Source organism: Rhizobium sp. TH2 (genome assembly GCF_024707525.1).
GTDB lineage: Bacteria > Pseudomonadota > Alphaproteobacteria > Rhizobiales > Rhizobiaceae > Rhizobium_E.
Genome location: NZ_CP062231.1, coordinates 5,578,685 through 5,593,795, shown reverse-complemented (window position 1 = coordinate 5,593,795; position 15,111 = coordinate 5,578,685). Strand labels below are relative to the sequence as shown.

Sequence of the window (15,111 nt, the reverse complement as noted above, 5' to 3'; positions counted from 1 at the left end):
TAATGAACGCCTTCGGTTCCCAGGCGATGTCCAGTCCGCTTGCCCGCGTGCTGATGCGCCGCCCCGGCAAAAGCCTGCTTGAGGCCGATGCGTCCGAATGGCATTACGGTCCAACCTTTGATGGCGAGAAGGCAATCGCGCAGTATGCGACGTTCGCGGCGCTTGTGGAAAAGTCCGGCGCGGTCATCCAGTGGATGGAAGATGCCGGCGACGGCCTGGCCGATTCGATGTTCACCCACGACCCCTCGCTGATGACCGACCAGGGTGCCATCATCCTGCGCATGGGCAAGCGGCTGCGGGTTCCCGAGGGCAAGATGCACGAGGATGCCTACAAGGACGCCGGCATCCCGATCCTCGGCCGCATCAAGGCGCCGGGCACGGTCGAAGGCGGCGATTGCGTCTGGGTCGATTCGAAGACGCTCGCCATCGGCCGTGGCGTCCGCTCCAACCAGGCCGGCATCGAACAGATGCAGGAAATCCTGAAGCCGCTCGGCGTTACCGTCCTCTGCTTCGACCTGCCGCTCTGGCAGGGCGAGGAAGCCTGTCTGCACCTGATGAGCGTGATCTCGCCGCTGGCCGATGACCTTGCTCTGGTCCATGCACCGCTGCTGCCGGCTGCTTTCTACATGCTGCTCAAGGAACGCGGCATCCGCATGATCGTTGCGCCCGCCGAGGAATTCGCCGCTTCGAACGGCCTCAACCTCAATGTCCTGCCGACCTCGCCCAAGCACGTGATCATGGTCGACGGCTTCCCGCTGACCAAGGCGGCCATGGAAGCCGAGGGCTGCGTCGTCGAGACCTTCGAGGCCGATGCGCTCTGCATCGCCTGCGAGGGCGGCCCGACCTGCCTTACCCGTCCCGTGCTCAGGGCAGCCTGATATGACGCGGCGGTCCTTCCATCATGAGAGCGTAGAAGTGCGGCGTCAGGACCTGATCGCCGCGACGCTGGATGCGATCGCCGAATCCGGGATCCAGGGTGCGACCGTGCGCGAGATCGCCGATCGCGCCGGCGTGACGCCTGGCCTGATCCGCCACTATTTCGTCAGCAAGGAACTGATGTTCCAGGCCGCCTATCGCGCGATCATGAACACCATGTTCGAGACAGCAAACGACGCCGCCGAGGAACTCGGCACGGATGCCGTCAGCCGGCTCAGGATTTTCGTCATTGCGAATTTCAAGCCGCCTATCATCGATCCGCGCAACCTGTCGCTCTGGGCGACCTTCATCTCGCAGATCACGGTGGACGAGGCGCTGGCCGCCATTCATCGCGAGGGCTATCTCGCCTTCCGCGACAAGCTCGAGGCGCATATCGGTGCCGCACTCGAAGAGACCGGCCGCAAGCTCGCGCCGGGAGAACTGCGCTATCTCGCCATCGCCATCAACGGACTGATGGACGGGCTCTGGCTCGAAGGCTCGATGGCCGCCGATATGTTCGGCGAGGGCGAACTCGCCCATGTCGCGCTGTCATCCGTCGAGCGGTTGCTCGGCATTTCGCTCGCCGAAAAGAAGTAAGAGAAATCCGGAAAGGAACCGCCATGCGCTATGCATCCATCACCGACAGGCTTTCAGGACTGGGCTCCGGCAAATGGGCGCTGCATATCCAGGCCCGCGCCATGGCCTCCTCAGGCATTCCCATCATCGAACTGACCATCGGCGAGCCCGACCTGCCGCCGGATCGCGCCCTGCTCGATGAGGCCGCGCGCGCCATGTATGCCGGCCGCTATAAATATTCCGACGGGCGCGGCGAGCGGCCGGTGGTCGCGGCACTGGTCGAAAAATACCGCAAGCGCCGCGCCGACGTGACCGAAAGCAACATTCTCTGCTTTCCCGGCACCCAGACCGCGCTGTTCGCGGTGATGTTGGGTCTTGCCGAAGCCGGCGACGAGGTGCTGGTCGGCGACCCCCTCTATGCGACGTACGAAGGCGTGGTCGCCAGCACAGGCGCCACGATCAAGACCGTGCCGCTGCGCGCCGAAAATCGTTTCCACATGCAGGCCGAAGACCTGGAAAAGGCGATCACGCCGAAAAGCCGCGTGCTGCTGCTCAACAATCCGCACAATCCCTCCGGCGCAGTGCTCAGCCGCGAGGAAGTGATCGCGATCGGCGAGGTGTGCCGCAAGCACGACCTCTGGATCCTCTGCGACGAGGTCTATGAGGAACTGACCTTCGGCTCGGGCTTCCATTCGCCGTTCGATTTTCCTGAATTCGCCGATCGGACGATCGTGGTGTCCTCGATCTCGAAATCCCATGCCGCGCCCGGTTTCCGTTCAGGCTGGGCCGCCGGTCCGGCCGAGTTCTGCGAGCGCCTGCTGCCGGTTTCCGAGACCATGCTGTTCGGCGTCCAGCCCTTCATATCAGACATGACGGCGATGGCGGTTTCCCAGCCTTTCGACACGGCGCGCATCATGCGCGAAAACTATGGCCGCCGGGCGAAGCTCGCAGCGGACACGCTGGCCGGTTCGAACGTCATCAAGCCGCTGATGCCCGAGGGCGGGATGTTCATCCTTCTCGACGTCGCAGCCACGGGCCTCAATGGCGAAGCCTTCGCCCGCAAGCTGCTGCGTGAAAAGCATGTCGCGGTGATGCCGGGCGGTTCCTTCGGCGAAAATGCCAGGGACTTCCTGCGCCTTTCGCTCACTGTGCCGGACGACACACTGGTCGAAGCCGTCGGCCGCATCGCCGATCTCGGACAGGAATTGGCTGGGCTGACGGCGAAGCGGGCGTGAGCGATCGCATGGGATCTCAAATGGCCATCGCGGCCAAAGTCGCGGTGGCCGTGCTGCTTGTTTTCTCGCTTTCCAACTGCACCACGCCTGTGATGGAGGCGCCGGAGGTGCGAGAGCCGCTGATCAACTCGCTGGCGCTGGAGCAATGCATCGGCGAAAACGGGCAGGCGAAATGCGCGGACGGGGGTGAATGAGGGCGGGTCTTTCTTCATGCCCCAGTTAAGCCCCACTCAAACTATTTCCTGTATTTGGGCCTTCGTTCGCGCTATAGACCCGGCGTTCCGGCGGGTTGCCGGAGAGGTTGTTATTTCATGCAGCAGACCAAGGCCCTGGTGGAAAAGCCGGACGAAACCTACCCCGAAATACTCGACGTCGAGACGTTCGCAGCCGGAATGGAAGCGATCGCCGCCGAGCATCAAACCGACAAGGATGCTCGCCGGGCAGCCCTGCTCGCCTATCTCAGGGGTGTTAGCCAGGAAGGCCGCGCCAAGGCGCATGAAATCCTCAACCGGGATGGTTCCGGCATGGGGTGCGCCCGGCGGATTTCATGGCTCGAAGACCAGATCATCGTCCACACATTCGATTTTGCGATTCGCCACGTCTTTCCCGCGCCGCACGATATCATTGCGGTAACCGCAGTCGGCGGTTATGGCCGTGCCACGCTGGCGCCTGGTTCCGATATCGACCTTCTCTTCCTGCTGCCGGGCAAGCAGACGGCGCTCAGCCAGAAGATCGTGGAATTCATCCTCTATATCCTGTGGGATATGGGCATGAAGGTCGGGCACGCCACCCGCACGATCGACGAATGCCTGCAGCTCGCCAAGAGCGACATGACGATCCGCACCGCTGTTCTCGAGACACGATTCATATGCGGCAATGCCAATCTCGAACTCGAGCTTTCCACTCGCTTCGACAAGGAGATCGTTCGCACCTCGGGTGCCGATTTCATCGCTGCAAAGCTCGCCGAGCGCGACGCGCGCCACGATCGCTCCGGCAATACCCGCTATCTCGTCGAGCCGAACGTCAAGGAAGGCAAAGGCGGCATCCGGGATCTGCATACGCTGTTCTGGATCGCCAAGTATTTCTACCGCGTGCGCGACACGGCGGAACTGGTCCGCCTCGGTGTCCTGTCGAAATCCGAATACGCCTCGTTCCAGAAGGCCGAGGATTTTCTCTGGGCGGTGCGCTGCCACCTGCATTTCCTGACGGGGAAGGCCGAGGACCGCCTGTCCTTCGATCACCAGAGCGAAGTCGCCGAAGCGCTGGGCTATCAGACGCGGCCCGGCCTCTCCGCAGTCGAGCGCTTCATGAAGCACTACTTCCTGGTCGCCAAGAATGTCGGTGATCTCACCCGTATTCTCTGCGCGGCGCTGGAGGACGAGCAGGTCAAGGAACAGCCCGGTCTGTCCGGTGTCATTTCGCGCTTCACCGCGCGCAAGCGCAAGATTGCCGGCACGCAGGATTTCGTCGAGGACAAGGGCCGGCTGGCGCTCGCCAATCCCGATGTGCTCAAGCGCGATCCGGTCAACTTGGTCCGCCTGTTCCACATCGCCGATCTCAACGGGCTGGAATTCCATCCCGATGCACTCAAAAGCGTCACCCGCTCGCTGCATCTGATCAATGATCACCTGCGCGCCGACGAAGAGGCGAACCGCCTTTTCATCGCCATCCTCACCTCGCGGCGCGATCCGGCACTCATTCTCCGCCGGATGAACGAGGCGGGCGTGCTGGGCCGCTTCATTCCGGAATTCGGCCGCATCGTCTCGATGATGCAGTTCTCGATGTATCACCACTATACCGTGGACGAGCACCTGATCCGCTCGGTCGAAGTCCTCTCCAATATCGAGAAGGGGCATGACATCGAGGATGTGCCCCTGTCGGCGAACCTCATCAGGACGATCGAGGACCGCACGGTGCTCTATGTCGCTGTGCTGCTGCACGATATCGCCAAGGGCCGCGCCGAGGATCACTCGATCGGCGGCGCCCGCGTTGCGCGCAAGCTCTGCCCGCGCTTCGGCCTCAACCCGAAGCAGACCGAAATGGTCGCCTGGCTGATCGAAGAGCATCTGGCCATGTCGATGACGGCGCAGACGCGCGATCTCAACGACTGGAAGACGATCTCCGATTTTTCGAGCCGGGTCCAGTCGCTCGAACGCCTGAAGCTGCTGCTGATCCTGACTGTCTGCGATATCCGCGCGGTCGGGCCGGGCGTGTGGAACGGCTGGAAGGGGCAGTTGCTCCGCATTCTCTATTACGAGACCGAGTTGCTGCTTGCCGGCGGCTTCTCCGAAGTCAGTCGCAACGAGCGCGTCAACCTGGCGCGCGAAAAGCTCATGGAAGCGCTGTCGGACTGGCCGGAGGAAGAACGCAAGGCCTATGTGCGCATGCACTACCAGCCCTACCTGCTGTCGGTGCCGCTGGAGGATCAGGTGCGTCACACCGCGTTCGTCCGGGAATCGGACAAGCAGGACAAGGTGCTCAACACGATGGTGCGCACTGATGCGTTCCAGGCGATCACCGAGATCACCGTGCTGGCGCCCGACCACCCGCGACTGCTGGCGATCATGGCAGGTGCCTGTGCTGCCGCCGGCGCCAACATCGCCAATGCGCAGATCTTCACCACTGCATTCGGCCGCGCGCTCGATACGATCCATATCAGCCGCCAGTTCAAGGACGACGAGGACGAACTGCGCCGGGCCGGCACGATCTCGAAGATGATCGAGGACGTGCTTTCCGGCAAGCGCCGCCTGCCCGAGGTCATCGCCACCCGCACGAAGAACAAGAAGAAGGACAAGACCTTCACGATCGTGCCGAGCGTGACGATTTCCAATTCGCTGTCGAACCGCTTCAGCGTCATCGAGATCGAATGCCTCGACCGGACCGGCCTGCTCTCGGATATCACCTCGATGCTGGCCGACCTCTCGCTCGACATCGCCTCGGCGCGCATCACCACCTTCGGCGAGAAGGTGATCGATACGTTCTATGTCACCGACCTGACAGGCGAAAAACTCAACAACGAGAACCGCCAGGCAATGGTCGCCACCCATCTCAAGACCGTGATGGCCGAGGATGGCGCGGATGTGAAGCGCGTCGCGCCGGGTGTCGTCACGCCCCTGCAGCCGAAGGGCGTGGCCGTGAAGAAGCCGGTGGCGCAGTCGTGAAGATGCTGATGAAGACCCCGCCCCAAACCCCTCCCCACAAGGGGGAGGGGCTTAATCTGCCGCACCGCTTCCTCTCACACCAGACCGCTTCAGCGAGGAGATACGTCGCTTGGGGTAACAGGAACGCCACGAATTGGCCCCTCCCCCTTGTGGGGAGGGGTTTCGGGGCGGGGTCTTTCCCGCGCGCGATGGAGAGAAAAGCCAAGGTGAACGGCCGATGAGCCTCGTCAGGAAATTCATGACGGTTGGCGGCGCCACGCTCGGCAGCCGCTTCTTCGGCTTCGCGCGCGAAATGCTGATGGCGGCGGCGCTCGGCACCGGGCCGATGGCCGATGCCTTCTACGCCGCCTTCCGGTTCCCGAACCTATTCCGGCGCCTTTTCGCCGAGGGCGCCTTCAACGCCGCCTTCGTGCCATTGTTCGCCAAGGAGATCGAGGGTGGTGGCAAGGAGGCCGCCAAGCGCTTCTCCGAGGAAGTCTTCGGCGTCCTCTTCACCGTGCTGTTGCTGATCACGATTGCCATGGAACTCGCCATGCCGTTGATCGTGCGCACCATCATCGCGCCGGGCTTCGAGGCCGGCAGCGAGAAATACGAGGTGACGGTCAAGCTCGCCATCGTGATGTTCCCCTATCTCATGTGCATGTCGCTGACGGCGATGCTGTCGGGCATGCTCAATTCGCTGCACCATTATTTCGCAGCGGCCGTGGCGCCGATCTTCCTCAATGTCATGATGATCGCCGCCCTCGGCTACGGCCTCTGGACCGGTGCCGATCCGCTTGCGACTGCCTGGTATCTCTCCTGGGGCGTGCTGGTCGCGGGCCTGTTGCAGATGGCGGTGCTCTATGTCGGCGTGCGGGCGGCCGGCATGTCGATCGGCTTCCGGCGGCCGCGCATGACGCCCAACGTCAAGCGGCTGCTGGTGCTGGCCTTTCCGGCCGCGATCACCGGCGGCATCACCCAGATCAACCAGCTCATCGGCCAGATGATCGCCTCGACCAAGGAGGGGGCGATCTCGGCGCTGCAATATGCCGACCGTATTTATCAGCTGCCGCTTGGCGTGGTGGGCATCGCGGTGGGCGTGGTTCTCCTGCCGGAACTGTCGCGGGCGCTCCGTGGCGGGCACCATGTCGAAGCCTCCAACATCCAGAACCGCTCGCTGGAATTCAGCTTGTTCCTGACGCTGCCCGCCGCCGCCGCCATCTGGGTTCTGTCGGACGAGATCATTCGAGTGGTCTACGAGCACGGCGCATTCAACCCGACGACGACAGCGACGGTCGCCGGCATCCTCGCGATCTATGGCCTCGGCCTCCCCGGCTTCGTGATGATCAAGGCGCTCAATCCCGGCTTCTTCGCCCGCGAGGACACCAAGATGCCGATGCGTTTCACGATGGTTTCGGTGGCCGCCAATTGCGCGCTGGCCATCTCGCTCTTCCCCTTCTTCGCCGAGCGCGGCATCGCCACGGCGGAGGTCGTCTCTGGCTGGATCACCACGACATTGCTGTTCGTGACGCTGGTGCGGCGCGGCCATTTCGATGTCGAACGCGCCTTCGTCTGGCGGCTGGTGCGGCTGGTGATCGCGGCTGGCGTCATGGCTGCGGTACTCGAATATGCCTCGATCTACGCCGCTCCTTACATCTCACCGCAGTCCGGCCTGATCGAGGAAGTTCTCGCAGTGCTGGCGCTGATCGGCCTCGCCATGGTCGTCTATTTCGGCGTCGCCTTCGCGATCGGCGGGGCGAGCCTGGGAATGCTCCGGCGCAATATGAAGCGCAAGGCGGGTACGCCGGCGGCGGCCGCCGACCAGTCACCAAAGGATTGACCTCATGACCAACCAATCCCTCTTTCTCGTCGCCCTTGTCGTGCCGGACTATGACGCCGCGATTGCCTTTTACTGCGGTGCACTCGGCTTCACACTGGTCGAGGACAACGGCCTCGACGACGAAAAGCGCTGGGTCGTGGTGCGCCCGCCGGGCGGCAATGGCGCGAACATGCTCATCGCCAAGGCCGTTGGCCAAGAACAATCAAGCGCGATCGGCAACCAGACGGGCGGCCGGGTGGGCTTCTTTCTCTCGACCGATGATTTCGCGCGGGATCACAAAGCCTATCTGGCGAAGGGCGTGATCTTCGAGGAGGAGCCGCGGCATGAGGTCTATGGCACCGTGGCTGTGTTCCGCGATCCCTTCGGCAATCGATGGGATATGATTCAGCACGCGGCCTAAGATCCTCGGGTCCTAAATCAGCAATACCGCCAGCGCCGCTTCGGCCCCACATCCACATGCACCAGCCCGTTACAATAGGTGCCGATGCCGCCGATATTCGGGGCGGTCTTGGCTGCTGCGATGATGCGGCTGACGGAAACACCCGGCACCCGGATATCCGCCGCCTCGCATTTGCGGTGATACGACCCGCGCCGGCCGCCATGGCGGTGGCCTGATGTGACGATCGGACGGCCGCCGGTCTTTCGCGCGATATGGGCGAGGACCATATTCAACTGCTCGGGAAAGCAGCCGGCCTTCACGCTCACCCGCTGCAGCGCATAGCCGTAAGACACCTTGTGCCGTTTCAGCTTCATCGTCTGACGGGTCTTCGGGCCGGCCATGGCATCGGTATTGACGGTGGCATTGGTGCTGAGCGCGATGAGGGCCGCAAGGGCAAGCGAGGTGGTCTTACGCAATACAAATTCCTTGTTTTATTTTGGACGCTTGGCGCATCGGCCGAAAAGTTCCATCGCGAGGCATAAAAATCCTAAAAGCGGCATTTTTGAGAATTGCTTTTGCGCGCCGCATTGTGGCGTCCCGGGAGTCATTTTCCGGAGGACGCCAAACGCTCTTCAGCGCTACTTGATTGTGCGGTTTGGCCGGTGCATAAGCCCGCGCGTCAGCAACATGGGCCTTTGGCCCTGGGGCCCTCCACCAGCCTAACCGAGGAACATTTTCATGGGTGAATTCAACAAGCTCGTATTCTCCGGCGTGCAGCCGACCGGCAATCTCCATCTCGGCAACTATCTCGGCGCGATCAAGAAATTCGTCGCGTTGCAGGAAGGTTCGGACTGCATCTATTGCGTCGTGGATCTTCATTCGATTACCGCGCAGCTGGTCCATGAGGACCTGCCCGGCCAGATTCGCTCGATCGCGGCGGCCTTCATCGCCTCCGGCATCGATGCCGAAAAGCACATCGTCTTCAACCAGTCCGCCGTGCCGCAGCATGCCGAGCTTGCCTGGGTGTTCAATTGCGTCGCCCGCATCGGCTGGATGAACCGCATGACCCAGTTCAAGGACAAGGCCGGCAAGGACCGCGAGAATGCCTCGCTCGGCCTGCTCGCCTATCCCAGCCTGATGGCCGCCGACATCCTCGTCTACCGCGCAACCCATGTGCCGGTCGGCGACGACCAGAAGCAGCATCTGGAGCTTGCCCGCGATATCGCCATGAAGTTCAACCTCGATTTCAAGGACGGCATCAGACGGGTAGGCCGCGGTATCGACATCACCGTCGGCAACGAGCCGGTGCATGCCTATTTCCCGATGGTCGAGCCGCTGATCGATGGCCCGGCGCCGCGCGTCATGAGCCTCCGTGACGGCACCAAGAAAATGTCGAAATCCGATCCGTCGGATCTTTCGCGGATCAACCTGATGGACGACGAGGACGCGATCTCCAAGAAGATCCGCAAGGCCAAGACCGATCCGGATGGCTTGCCGTCGGAGACCGAGGGCCTCAAGGGCCGGCCGGAAGCTGACAATCTCGTCGGCATCTATGCCGCACTCGCTGGCAAGACCAAGACCGAGGTGCTCTCCGAGTTCGGCGGCCAGCAGTTTTCCGTCTTCAAGCCGGCGCTGGTCGACCTCGCCATCTCGAGCCTTTCGCCGATCACCGGCGAGATGCGGCGGCTGATGGACGACACCAGCCATATCGACGCCATCCTCAAGAAGGGCGGCGAAAGGGCGCGGGCCCGAGCCGATGTCGTGATGAACGAAGTGAGAGACATCATCGGCTTTCTGCGCTAACAATTTGTCAGAGCATTTGGGGGGCAAGACTTCATGGTATCGACACGTCAGTCGCGGCTGGAAGGCCACCGCCGCAAGTTCCTCGCCGTCATCGATGAGACGCCCGAAAGCGCCCGCGCCGTGCGCTATGCCGGCATGCGCGCCAAGAATTCCAATGGCGGCCTGGTGCTGCTCTATGTAATCTCGGATGCCGATTTCAACCAGTGGATCGGCGTCGCCGAGGTCATGCGGGCGGAAGCGCGCGAGGAGGCCGACGCCATCATGGCCAAGGTCGCGCAGGACGTGCGCGAGAAGATCGGCCATGAGCCCGAACTCATCATCCGCGAGGGCAAGGCGACCGACCAGATCCTGCAATTGATCGAGGAGGACCGCGATATCGCAATCCTGGTGCTGGCGGCTTCGAGCAGCAAGGAAGGCCCTGGCCCGCTGGTGATGGCGGTTGCCGGGCGCGGCATGCCCTCGTTTCCCATCCCCGTCACGATCGTGCCCGACACGCTCACCGAGGAAGAGATCGACGCGCTGGCGTGAGGCGTCGCGATCGGTGTTATTCCTGACAAAAACATACTTGTTTTTGCCGCCAGCGAGCACGATATGCCTTGCGCGACGCGCGCAAAGAGAATATTTATTGGAATAATTCTAAAGTACAAACCTGACGTTCTCCGGCCTTGACCCGCGAGCAACACTTGGAGCGACCGATGTTCATTCAGACCGAAGCCACGCCGAACCCGCAGACCCTGAAGTTCCTGCCGGGCAAGATCGTGCTTGAAGACGGCACCGCCGATTTCCGCAATGTGGATGACGCGGCTGCATCACCGCTTGCCGAACAGCTTTTCGGCATTCGCGGCGTGACAGGCGTCTTCTTCGGCTATGATTTCGTGACCGTCAGTAAGGACGGCGCCGATTGGGCGCATCTGAAGCCTGCTATCCTCGGCGCGATCATGGAACATTACATGTCGGGCGCACCGATCATGGGTTCCGCGCATGACCAGGACGATATCGATGCCCAGGGCGAGTTTTTCGAGCCGGGCGACGAGACGCTGGTCGCGACCATCAAGGAACTGCTCGAAACCCGCGTCCGCCCGGCGGTCGCGCAGGATGGCGGCGACATCACCTTCAAGGGCTATCGCGACGGCACCGTGTTCCTCAACATGAAGGGCTCGTGCGCCGGCTGCCCGTCTTCCACCGCCACGCTGAAGCACGGCGTCCAGAACCTGCTGCACCATTTCATTCCCGAGGTACGGGAAGTCGAAGCCGTCTAACGGCGGCTTCATTTTCCCATGATCCTCGTCATCGACACGTCAGGGCCTGTTTGCGCGGCCGGCATTTATGATGCCGGTTCGAACGCGTTGATCGCATCGATCTCCGAGGCGCTGGGCAAGGGCCACGCCGAGCGGCTGATCCCGATGATCGACGAAGTGCTCACCCAGGCCGGCATGACACTGCAGCAGATGACGCGGATCGCCGTGACGGTCGGCCCCGGCTCGTTTACGGGCATCCGGGTAGGCGTCGCTGCGGCGCGCGGTTTTGCGCTGTCTCTCGGCATCCCTGCAGTCGGCGTGACGACGCTTGAGGTTGTCGCCGAACAGGTGCTGGAGATCGGCCCGCCTATGCCTGTCGTAGCCGCGATCGACGCGCGGCGGGATGAGATCTTCGCCCAGGTCTTCGCCCCCGATGGCGAGGCGCTCACCGAGCCGGAGGCTTATGCCTACGAGGATGTCCGCGCCATCGTCTCCCGGTTCGACGGCATCCTGGCGGGCTCGGGCGCGGCCGCCCTCGACGGCGTGGCCCATGACGTCGATGTCTATCCGCTCGATCGCATCGGCCGGATCGGCGCGCGTTTACCCGACGATACAAAGGCGAGCCCGGTCTATATCCGCGGCGCCGGCGCCAAGCCGCAGACCGGTTTTGCGATCAAGCATCTGTGATTTGCTTCAAGGTTCAAAAATTCTCAATCTTTGGATGGTAGGGTCAGTTTAAGTACCGCCATGGAAAGCCCGATGAATCCGGTCTCGCTGCTCGAAAGCTTCTTCACCCGAAAGGCCGAGTTTGATATTTTCCCGGCCGGCTTCGACGATTGCCACGATCTTTCCCTTCTGCATGCCGAGCGTTTCTATCAAGGCTGGGGCGACGGCGAATTCCACTCCCTGATGAGCCAGTCCACGGTCTTCGGATATACCGCGCGGCCGAACAACGGCATTTCAGGACTTGGCGGTTTCGTGCTTGCCCGCGAAGCGGCGGGCGAAGCGGAAATCCTCACAGTCGCGGTCTCCAACAAATATCCACGGCAGGGCCTCGGCTGGCGGCTGATGCTGGCCGCACTTCGCGAAACGCGCGGCCGTGGCGCCCAGACCATGTTCCTCGAGGTGGATGACGGCAATGGCGCCGCGCTCAACCTCTATCGCAAGCTCGGCTTCCGCAAGGTCGCCGAACGCAAGGGCTACTACGCCGCGGGCGAGGGCCAGAAGTCCACGGCGCTTGTCATGAGGCTTGATCTCCGTTAGAGCGCTTCATGGTTGGACGCCCGGGGAGCCATTGATGGCGGATATAACGCGCACATTGATCGAACTTTGCGCCGAGCGCGGCCTCCGCATGACCGAGCAGCGCCGGGTTATCGCGCAGATTCTCCAGGATTCGTCCGATCATCCCGACGTTGAGGAACTGCATCGCCGCTCTTCGGCGGTCGATTCGAAGATTTCCATCGCCACCGTGTATCGCACCGTGAAACTGTTCGAGGATGCCGGCATCATCGAGCGGCACGATTTCCGCGAGGGCCGCTCGCGCTACGAAACGGTTCCGGAAGAGCACCACGACCATCTGATCGACCTCAAGAGCGGCAAGGTGATCGAGTTCCATTCGGCCGAGATCGAGGCGCTGCAGGAAAAGATCGCCCGCGAGCACGGCTTCCGGCTGGTCGATCACCGGCTTGAACTCTACGGCATTCCGCTCGTCAAGGATGAGACGTGATCGCCTGGATCCGGATCGGCCTCGCCGTTGCCGCCGTCCTGATCACCACGCTTGTCCTCCTGCCTTTCCACCTTGTCTTCCTCTGGCTGGAACTGCCCTGGCGCAATCGCCTGCCGCGCCTCTGGCACAAGGCCGCACTCTGGGCGATCGGCGTCAAGGTGCATGTCCATGGCGGGCCTGAACAGCGCCGGCCGCTGATGATCGCCGCCAACCATTCCTCCTGGCTCGACATCCTGGTCGTCGCCTCGGTGGTGGATGCGACTTTCGTCGCCAAGTCGGAGGTCAGGGATTGGCCGGTCTTCGGACTGCTGGCGCGTCTGCAACGCTCGATCTTCATCAAGCGCGAGGAGCGCCGCCAGACCCGCGAACAGGCCGACGAAATGGCGACGCGCCTCAACGCGGGCGAGGCCGTCGTGCTCTTCCCCGAGGGCACGACCACCGACGGCAACCGGCTCAAGGAGATCAAATCTTCGCTGTTTGCCGCGGCTACGTCGGCCGCGCGGCACGCTCCCGGTGGCATCGTGCATGTCCAACCGGTCTCGGTGACCTATACGCGCATCCACGGCATGGCGATGGGCCACTATCATCGCCCGGTCGCGACATGGCCCGGCGATGTCGAGCTGCTGCCGCATCTCATGGGCGTGCTCAAGACGGGCGCGATCGACGTGGATGTGCGGTTTGGGGATGCCGTGGATGTGACGCCGGCATCCAATCGCAAAGTGGTCAGCGGGGTCGTGCGCGACCAACTGCGCGATATGCTCGAGAAGAGTTTGCGGGGGCGGTAACGCCCGTTGAGTTAAACCCCGAGATGCTCTAAAGAGCCGGGCATGAACGAACACGTGCCCAACAAGGATCTCCAGCCGCTTGCCAACAGCAAGAAGGTCTTCGTCAAGACCTATGGCTGCCAGATGAATGTCTATGACAGCCAGCGGATGACGGATTCGCTGGGCGAGAGCGGCTATATGCCGACCGATACGGTCGAGGACGCCGATCTGGTGCTGATCAACACCTGTCATATCCGCGAGAAGGCCGCCGAGAAGGTCTATTCGCAGCTTGGACGCCTGCAGAAGATGAAGCGTGCTCGCGCCAAGACCGGCCGAGACCTGATGGTCGGCGTTGCCGGCTGCGTGGCGCAGGCCGAAGGCAGCGAGATCATCCGCCGCGCACCCGTGGTCGATCTGGTGATCGGTCCCACCACCTATCACCGCCTGCCGGAAGCGCTCGAGCGCGCCAAGAGTGGCGAGAAAGTGGTCGAGACCGACTATGCCGTCGAGGACAAGTTCGAATACCTGCCGCAGATCAATCGCGAAAAAACGATCTCGCGCGGCGTCACCGCCTTCCTCACCGTGCAGGAAGGCTGCGACAAGTTCTGCACCTTCTGCGTGGTGCCCTATACGCGCGGCTCGGAAGTTTCCCGTCCGCTCAGCCAGATTCTCGCCGAGGCGCACAAACTCGTCGATGCCGGGGTCAAGGAAGTCACGCTGCTCGGCCAGAATGTGAATGCCTGGCATGGTCACGGCCCTGATGGCGCCGCCTGGGGCCTCGGCGAGTTGCTCTATCATCTCGCCGAGATCGATGGGATCGAGCGGCTGCGCTACACGACCAGCCATCCGCGCGACATGGACGACCGGCTGATCGAAGCACATCGCGACCTGCCCAAGCTGATGCCCTACCTGCATCTGCCGGTGCAGGCTGGCTCCGACCGCATCCTGAAAGCAATGAACCGCAAGCACACCGCCGCCGAATATATCGCGCTGATCGAACGCATCCGTTCGGTACGCCCTGATATGGCGATCTCGGGCGATTTCATCACCGGCTTTCCCGGCGAGACCGAGGCGGATTTCGAGGCCACGTTGCGGCTGGTCGAGACCGTGGGTTATGCACAGGCCTTTTCGTTCAAATATTCGCCGCGTCCGGGCACCCCCGGCGCCGACCTTCCCGACCATGTGCCGGAGGCGGTCAAGGCCGAACGCCTTGAACGGCTGCAGTCCCTGCTGTTCAGCCAGCAGACCGCGTTCCAGCAGTCGATGGCGGACCGCGTTTTCGACGTTCTGGTCGAGAAACCCGGCCGTTTCGAGGGCCAGATGGTGGGCCGGTCGCCCTGGCTTTTGCCTGTGATCATCGAAATGAAAAGCAATGACAATCTCAAAATTGGTGACATTATAAAGGTGCGAATCACCAAGGCAGGCACCAACAGCCTTCACGCCGAGACGGCATGATGCGCCGGCCCGCCGACACAAAGGAGCAAGGCGGTTTGAA

At 62.5% G+C, this 15,111-nt stretch carries 16 protein-coding genes; 15 read left to right on the top strand and 1 reads right to left on the bottom strand.

The genetic code is table 11. The features are described from left to right. The first annotated feature begins 2 nt into the window (after nt 1-2). The 7 genes from IHQ71_RS27385 (at nt 3) to IHQ71_RS27355 (ending at nt 8,106) form a co-directional block, all read left to right on the top strand. On the top strand, nt 3-878 hold the full coding sequence (locus tag IHQ71_RS27385; RefSeq protein ID WP_258159551.1) for a dimethylarginine dimethylaminohydrolase family protein: 876 nt from the start codon (nt 3-5) through the stop codon (nt 876-878). A gap of 1 nt (nt 879) precedes the next feature. Next, the gene (locus IHQ71_RS27380; RefSeq protein ID WP_258159550.1) at nt 880-1,512 is read left to right on the top strand and encodes a TetR family transcriptional regulator C-terminal domain-containing protein; all 633 of its coding nucleotides are present in this window, start codon (nt 880-882) and stop codon (nt 1,510-1,512) included. Between the two features lie 23 nt (nt 1,513-1,535). After that, the gene (locus tag IHQ71_RS27375) at nt 1,536-2,726 is read left to right on the top strand and encodes a pyridoxal phosphate-dependent aminotransferase (RefSeq protein ID WP_258159549.1); all 1,191 of its coding nucleotides are present in this window, start codon (nt 1,536-1,538) and stop codon (nt 2,724-2,726) included. A gap of 20 nt (nt 2,727-2,746) precedes the next feature. Continuing rightward, complete coding sequence (locus tag IHQ71_RS27370) at nt 2,747-2,920, top strand: hypothetical protein (protein ID WP_258159548.1); 174 nt, start codon at nt 2,747-2,749, stop codon at nt 2,918-2,920. A gap of 117 nt (nt 2,921-3,037) precedes the next feature. After that, complete coding sequence (locus tag IHQ71_RS27365; protein WP_258159547.1) at nt 3,038-5,887, top strand: [protein-PII] uridylyltransferase; 2,850 nt, start codon at nt 3,038-3,040, stop codon at nt 5,885-5,887. Nucleotides 5,888-6,104: 217 nt separating this feature from the next. Further along, a complete protein-coding gene (murJ, locus tag IHQ71_RS27360; RefSeq protein ID WP_258159546.1) occupies nt 6,105-7,706 on the top strand; it encodes a murein biosynthesis integral membrane protein MurJ in 1,602 nt (533 codons plus the stop codon). 4 nt (nt 7,707-7,710) lie between these two features. Beyond that, nucleotides 7,711-8,106: a VOC family protein gene (locus IHQ71_RS27355; RefSeq protein ID WP_258159545.1), complete on the top strand. Its 396-nt coding sequence runs from the start codon at nt 7,711-7,713 to the stop codon at nt 8,104-8,106. Between the two features lie 17 nt (nt 8,107-8,123). Here the strand turns inward: IHQ71_RS27355 and IHQ71_RS27350 are convergent, their stop codons facing one another. Continuing rightward, nucleotides 8,124-8,486, bottom strand: coding sequence for a YcbK family protein (locus tag IHQ71_RS27350; protein WP_374990061.1), 363 nt, complete (start codon nt 8,484-8,486; stop codon nt 8,124-8,126). A 337-nt stretch (nt 8,487-8,823) separates the two neighbouring features. Between IHQ71_RS27350 and trpS the strand changes: the two genes are divergently transcribed. The 8 genes from trpS (at nt 8,824) to miaB (ending at nt 15,071) form a co-directional block, all read left to right on the top strand. Then, entirely contained in the window at nt 8,824-9,888 is a 1,065-nt protein-coding gene (gene trpS, locus IHQ71_RS27345; protein ID WP_258159543.1) for a tryptophan--tRNA ligase, read from the top strand. A 33-nt stretch (nt 9,889-9,921) separates the two neighbouring features. Further along, entirely contained in the window at nt 9,922-10,416 is a 495-nt protein-coding gene (locus tag IHQ71_RS27340) for a universal stress protein (protein ID WP_258159542.1), read from the top strand. Between the two features lie 167 nt (nt 10,417-10,583). Next, a complete protein-coding gene (locus tag IHQ71_RS27335) occupies nt 10,584-11,147 on the top strand; it encodes a NifU family protein (protein WP_258159541.1) in 564 nt (187 codons plus the stop codon). 18 nt (nt 11,148-11,165) lie between these two features. Then, nucleotides 11,166-11,813 carry a tRNA (adenosine(37)-N6)-threonylcarbamoyltransferase complex dimerization subunit type 1 TsaB gene (gene tsaB / locus IHQ71_RS27330; protein ID WP_258159540.1) on the top strand — a complete coding sequence of 216 codons (648 nt, stop codon included), beginning with the start codon at nt 11,166-11,168 and terminating at the stop codon, nt 11,811-11,813. Between the two features lie 72 nt (nt 11,814-11,885). Next, nucleotides 11,886-12,389 (top strand): GNAT family N-acetyltransferase, encoded by a 504-nt coding sequence (locus IHQ71_RS27325; RefSeq protein WP_258159539.1) that lies wholly within the window; start codon nt 11,886-11,888, stop codon nt 12,387-12,389. A 34-nt stretch (nt 12,390-12,423) separates the two neighbouring features. Further along, the gene (locus IHQ71_RS27320) at nt 12,424-12,852 is read left to right on the top strand and encodes a Fur family transcriptional regulator (RefSeq protein ID WP_258159538.1); all 429 of its coding nucleotides are present in this window, start codon (nt 12,424-12,426) and stop codon (nt 12,850-12,852) included. Beyond that, nucleotides 12,849-13,637 (top strand): 1-acyl-sn-glycerol-3-phosphate acyltransferase, encoded by a 789-nt coding sequence (locus tag IHQ71_RS27315; protein ID WP_258159537.1) that lies wholly within the window; start codon nt 12,849-12,851, stop codon nt 13,635-13,637. Before IHQ71_RS27320 ends, IHQ71_RS27315 begins: the two co-directional genes overlap by 4 nt. 42 nt (nt 13,638-13,679) lie before the next feature. Continuing rightward, nucleotides 13,680-15,071: a tRNA (N6-isopentenyl adenosine(37)-C2)-methylthiotransferase MiaB gene (miaB, locus tag IHQ71_RS27310; protein ID WP_258159536.1), complete on the top strand. Its 1,392-nt coding sequence runs from the start codon at nt 13,680-13,682 to the stop codon at nt 15,069-15,071. Nucleotides 15,072-15,111 lie beyond the last annotated feature (40 nt).

Bases quoted from the DNA above. Each gene is read 5' to 3' on its own strand.
- IHQ71_RS27340 (WP_258159542.1), top strand. From the start codon at position 9,922: ATGGTATCGACACGTCAGTCGCGGCTGGAAGGCCACCGCCGCAAGTTC.
- IHQ71_RS27365 (WP_258159547.1), top strand. From the start codon at position 3,038: ATGCAGCAGACCAAGGCCCTGGTGGAAAAGCCGGACGAAACCTACCCC.
- IHQ71_RS27325 (WP_258159539.1), top strand. From the start codon at position 11,886: ATGAATCCGGTCTCGCTGCTCGAAAGCTTCTTCACCCGAAAGGCCGAG.
- IHQ71_RS27350 (WP_374990061.1), bottom strand. From the start codon at position 8,486: ATGGCCGGCCCGAAGACCCGTCAGACGATGAAGCTGAAACGGCACAAG.
- IHQ71_RS27375 (WP_258159549.1), top strand. From the start codon at position 1,536: ATGCGCTATGCATCCATCACCGACAGGCTTTCAGGACTGGGCTCCGGC.
- IHQ71_RS27385 (WP_258159551.1), top strand. From the start codon at position 3: ATGAACGCCTTCGGTTCCCAGGCGATGTCCAGTCCGCTTGCCCGCGTG.
- miaB (WP_258159536.1), top strand. From the start codon at position 13,680: ATGAACGAACACGTGCCCAACAAGGATCTCCAGCCGCTTGCCAACAGC.
- IHQ71_RS27355 (WP_258159545.1), top strand. From the start codon at position 7,711: ATGACCAACCAATCCCTCTTTCTCGTCGCCCTTGTCGTGCCGGACTAT.
- IHQ71_RS27380 (WP_258159550.1), top strand. From the start codon at position 880: ATGACGCGGCGGTCCTTCCATCATGAGAGCGTAGAAGTGCGGCGTCAG.
- IHQ71_RS27320 (WP_258159538.1), top strand. From the start codon at position 12,424: ATGGCGGATATAACGCGCACATTGATCGAACTTTGCGCCGAGCGCGGC.
- tsaB (WP_258159540.1), top strand. From the start codon at position 11,166: ATGATCCTCGTCATCGACACGTCAGGGCCTGTTTGCGCGGCCGGCATT.
- trpS (WP_258159543.1), top strand. From the start codon at position 8,824: ATGGGTGAATTCAACAAGCTCGTATTCTCCGGCGTGCAGCCGACCGGC.
- murJ (WP_258159546.1), top strand. From the start codon at position 6,105: ATGAGCCTCGTCAGGAAATTCATGACGGTTGGCGGCGCCACGCTCGGC.
- IHQ71_RS27335 (WP_258159541.1), top strand. From the start codon at position 10,584: ATGTTCATTCAGACCGAAGCCACGCCGAACCCGCAGACCCTGAAGTTC.
- IHQ71_RS27370 (WP_258159548.1), top strand. From the start codon at position 2,747: ATGGCCATCGCGGCCAAAGTCGCGGTGGCCGTGCTGCTTGTTTTCTCG.